Here is a 3,806-nt window from a genome sequence, read left to right as displayed (position 1 = left end):
TGCTCCTTCCGGCCCTTGTTGACCAGACGACAGATCGCGCCACCGGTCGGATAATACACACCGGTCACACCCCCGGTGCCAATGGTGATGAATTCCTCCGCATACGCCGCCGGAGCCATAAAGGCCGCAGTAACAACCGCGGCAATTGAAGATTTATTGAGCACTTTGACACTCCTGTTGTCAGTCTTTTTTAATCCTTATGAGAATGCCTGATCGACCCAAAACCCGGTTTTGGAATCAGCCACCCAGATGCAGTAGATCAAAGCGAAACCAAACAACGCGTGTCTATACGGTAGATTACGTATAGGCTTGGGGGTTATGGAGCGGGCATCATGGCATAACCCGCCCGCAAAGACCGTCTGGACTGAAGATTGGACACCACAGCGCAACAGGCTCTCCACCGGGATCAGACCGAACCCGCCCGCCGGCGCAGGTCACTGCGCGCCACGCTGGCTTTGTGTCTGGCGGGGCTGCAGTTCGTGGCTGTGTTGTCGGTCACTCTATCGACCTTTGTCAGCTCGGAAAACGCGCTGTTGCGGCAGTCGCGCATCTCTCTGAATGAGGTCAGCGTCAATGTCATCGGACAGGTTAGAAACTTTCTGAACCCGGCGCGGCAGGTATTGGACGCGACACGACGGCTGGCCGAAAACGATGTGCTGGACATCAACGATACGGCGGCGCTGGAAAGCCATTTCTTCCAGCAATTGCAGGTGGCCCCGCAACTGGCAGGGATTTACCTAGCCGATGAAAGCGGGCGTTTCGTTTACGTCATGCGCGCCGAGGAACCCGGCCGTTATCGGACCAAGGTTATTCCGCCCTTTGCACCCGAGATCACCGAGCACCCGGCGGATTTCCAATGGCGCAATGACCGGTTCACCCTGCTGGAAACCGCCGATACCCGAACCGATACCTACGAGGCCCGCACCCGTCCATGGTTCACCATGGTCGATGCCGCGAAGGCGCCGATTTGGACGCAGCCCTATATCTTCTACACCACCCGCCAGCCGGGCATCACCTATGGCGTACCGGTTCTGGACGAGGCGGGAAACATCCGCGCCATTCTGGGTGTCGACATTCAGATCGATGCGCTGTCAGGCTTTCTGCTGAATATTTGGTCGGAACGGCGTGGCGCGGCACTGGTGCTGAATGAAGACGGCTCGGTTCTGGCACACCCGACGCTGGTGCTGATCGACAAGGATGCGGATTTCGACAATCCCGAACTGCCGATGGTGGACCAGATCGACGATCCGCTGGCGCGGCAGGCTTTTGGTACGGTGGCGCAGACCGGTCGGGCCGGGATTACAGGCCCGGTGCATACGGATTTCGAACTGGGCGGGCAGGATTATGTCGCCATGCTGATCGAGGTGTCCGAACCCGGTCTGAACTGGTTGATCGGATTGTATGCCGCCGAGGATAGTTTCATCGGCGAGATCAAGAAAAACCGGGTGCAAGGCATCTGGATCGCGCTGTCTATCGCCATTCTGACCGGGGCGATAGGCCTAGCGTTGGCCGACCGTATCTATGCCCCGGTGCGCACCTTTGCCAGCCAGACCCAACGCCTGTCCAGCGGTGAGATAACGCCCGAAGAAGGTCTGCACAGCCCCTATCGTGAGCTTGAAGATACCGGCGCGGCGCTGACGCAGGAGGTTCGGCAAAGGCAACGGTTCGAAACCGCCTATGGCCGCACCTTCGATCTGGCCTCGCGCGGGATGGCACAGATCTCGCCGGAATCTGGGCGGTTCCAGCGGGTGAACGCGCAGCTATGCGATATCATGGGCTATCAGCCCGGCGAGCTGGAACAGATGACACTGGCCGAAATGCTGCCCGATGACGTCCAGCAAATCGCGGTGAAGTTCCGCGAAACGCTGTTGCAGGATTCCGAATTCATCGCCGAAAACCAGTTCATCCGAAAAAACGGATCGCCCATCTGGCTGCGGGTGAACGCGATCCTGATCCGCGATGAAAACGGCGTACCAGACCACGCGGTTGCCATCGTCGACGATGTCAGCGACCGCAAACAGGCCGAGGCTGAAGCCAGCCGCCTCAGCCGCGATCTGTCGCATGTGGCGCGGGTGAACCTGATGGGCGAGATGGCCTCGGGGTTGGCGCATGAGCTGAACCAGCCGCTCAGCGCGATTTCCTACAATGTGGATGCGGCCAAGATCACGCTTGAGGAAATCGGCGATCCGGACCCCGAACTGACCCAGATTCTAACCGATATCGATCGCCAGTCGCGGCGCGCTGGCGACATTATCCGCGCTCTGCGGGAAGTTGTGCGCAAGGACCGGGGGCGGCAAACCCCGTTCGAACTGGGCGGACTGATCCGGCAGACTGTCACGCTTATGGAGGGCGAGGCCCGGGTGCATGACATCGGTCTGACCTGTACCGAGACCGCCCTGCCGCAGGTCATCGGCAACCGGACGCAAATCGCGCAGGTTTTGGTCAACCTGCTGCGCAATGCCATCGACGCGCTGGCCCGCGCCCCGGCCGCTGCCAGCCGGATCACGATCACCACCCGGATCACGGCGGATTTTGTCGAAGCCCGGGTCGAGGACAACGGACCCGGCGTCAGCGCCAATGTGACCCTGTTCAACACATTTGATACCCAAAAAAGCGACGGAATGGGGTTAGGCCTGTCAATCTGCCGCACCATCATCAAGGCCAACGGCGGCACGATCTGGCATGACTCAGAAGTCAAGTCGGGCGCGCGGTTCTGTTTCACCTTGCGCCGCAGCGACAGCCCGGAGGATGACGCGCCATGATCGCAGAACCGCTGACCGTTTTTATTGTCGATGACGATGATGATGTGCGTATTGCCCTGTCGCGATCGCTGGGCAAGCGAGGCATGAGTGTTGCACATTTCGCTGATGCGCAATCGTTCATAGATCAGGTCAGCCCGGATGCTGCTGGCTGCCTGATCCTGGATTACGGGATGCCTGGCATGGACGGGCTGGAGTTGCAGGATCATCTGGTCCGTCAGAACTCGACCATGCCAATCATCTTTATCTCGGGTCATGGCGGCATTCCTGAATCCGTGCGGGCAACCAAGGCGGGTGCGATTGATTTTCTGGAAAAACCTTTTGATCTGACCGTTTTGATCGAACGGATTGACGCCGCATGGGACGTGGGCGAACGGCTGCGCGCGGAAAAGGCACGGCGGCAGGAATTGGCGGACAAACGCGGACAGCTGACCGAGCGTGAGGAACAGGTGCTGCACCACATCCTGACCCACCCCGCCCGTACTTCGAGCAAGGAAATCGCCACCGAGTTGGGCATCAGCCCGCGCACGGTCGAAATTCACCGGGGCCGCATTCAGCAGAAAGTCGGAGTGAAAACCACTATCGAACTTTTTGAGTTGTTTTCGCAAACGCAGTGAACCTCAATCTGCAGAGGAAAGGTAATTTTGGTTTACCCCGAAACAATTTACTTGGGAGTCTGGCGATTCTTTCCGGCACGCAAACGGTGTATCGTAGAAAGAAAACTGCTTTGATAGTCGCTTAGTTTTGTAGGTGTGCATCCTTGCACCAGGTCGTGTTCATAGAGGGAACCCGGTTCTGTTGCGAAGTTTACAGAAGTTCAGAGAAACACATCTAACCTGTTTTGTTATGCGACAAGTTCATTGAATTGATGAAACGGTGGTCCTGTTGCACAATGTTGTTACAGTTTTTCCGCCTGACCATTTCACATGAGACCGGGCAACCAAAACTTTTCAGCATCTTGTTTATGGCCTTGATACCGGCCGTATTTGCTCCGCTTTTGTCGATGACAATCTTTCTCGGAAGGCTGTTGACCTCCAGCATCCGGGC

2 protein-coding genes and 1 pseudogene are annotated in these 3,806 nt (G+C 57.8%); 2 read left to right on the top strand and 1 reads right to left on the bottom strand.

The window, feature by feature from the left end:
- Positions 1 to 371 precede the first annotated feature (371 nt).
- Positions 372 to 2,762 (top strand): ATP-binding protein, encoded by a 2,391-nt coding sequence (locus ACOQFT_RS07685; protein ID WP_421597360.1) that lies wholly within the window; start codon positions 372 to 374, stop codon positions 2,760 to 2,762.
- The gene (locus ACOQFT_RS07680; protein ID WP_421597359.1) at positions 2,759 to 3,376 is read left to right on the top strand and encodes a response regulator transcription factor; all 618 of its coding nucleotides are present in this window, start codon (positions 2,759 to 2,761) and stop codon (positions 3,374 to 3,376) included. Before ACOQFT_RS07685 ends, ACOQFT_RS07680 begins: the two co-directional genes overlap by 4 nt.
- Before the next feature lie 250 nt (positions 3,377 to 3,626).
- Here the strand turns inward: ACOQFT_RS07680 and ACOQFT_RS07675 are convergent.
- A pseudogene (locus ACOQFT_RS07675) lies at positions 3,627 to 3,806 on the bottom strand (IS6 family transposase); the annotation flags it as partial.

The organism is Ruegeria sp. MALMAid1280, from assembly GCF_049195285.1.
Classification (GTDB): domain Bacteria; phylum Pseudomonadota; class Alphaproteobacteria; order Rhodobacterales; family Rhodobacteraceae; genus Ruegeria.
This window is presented reverse-complemented; position numbering and strand designations above follow the sequence as displayed.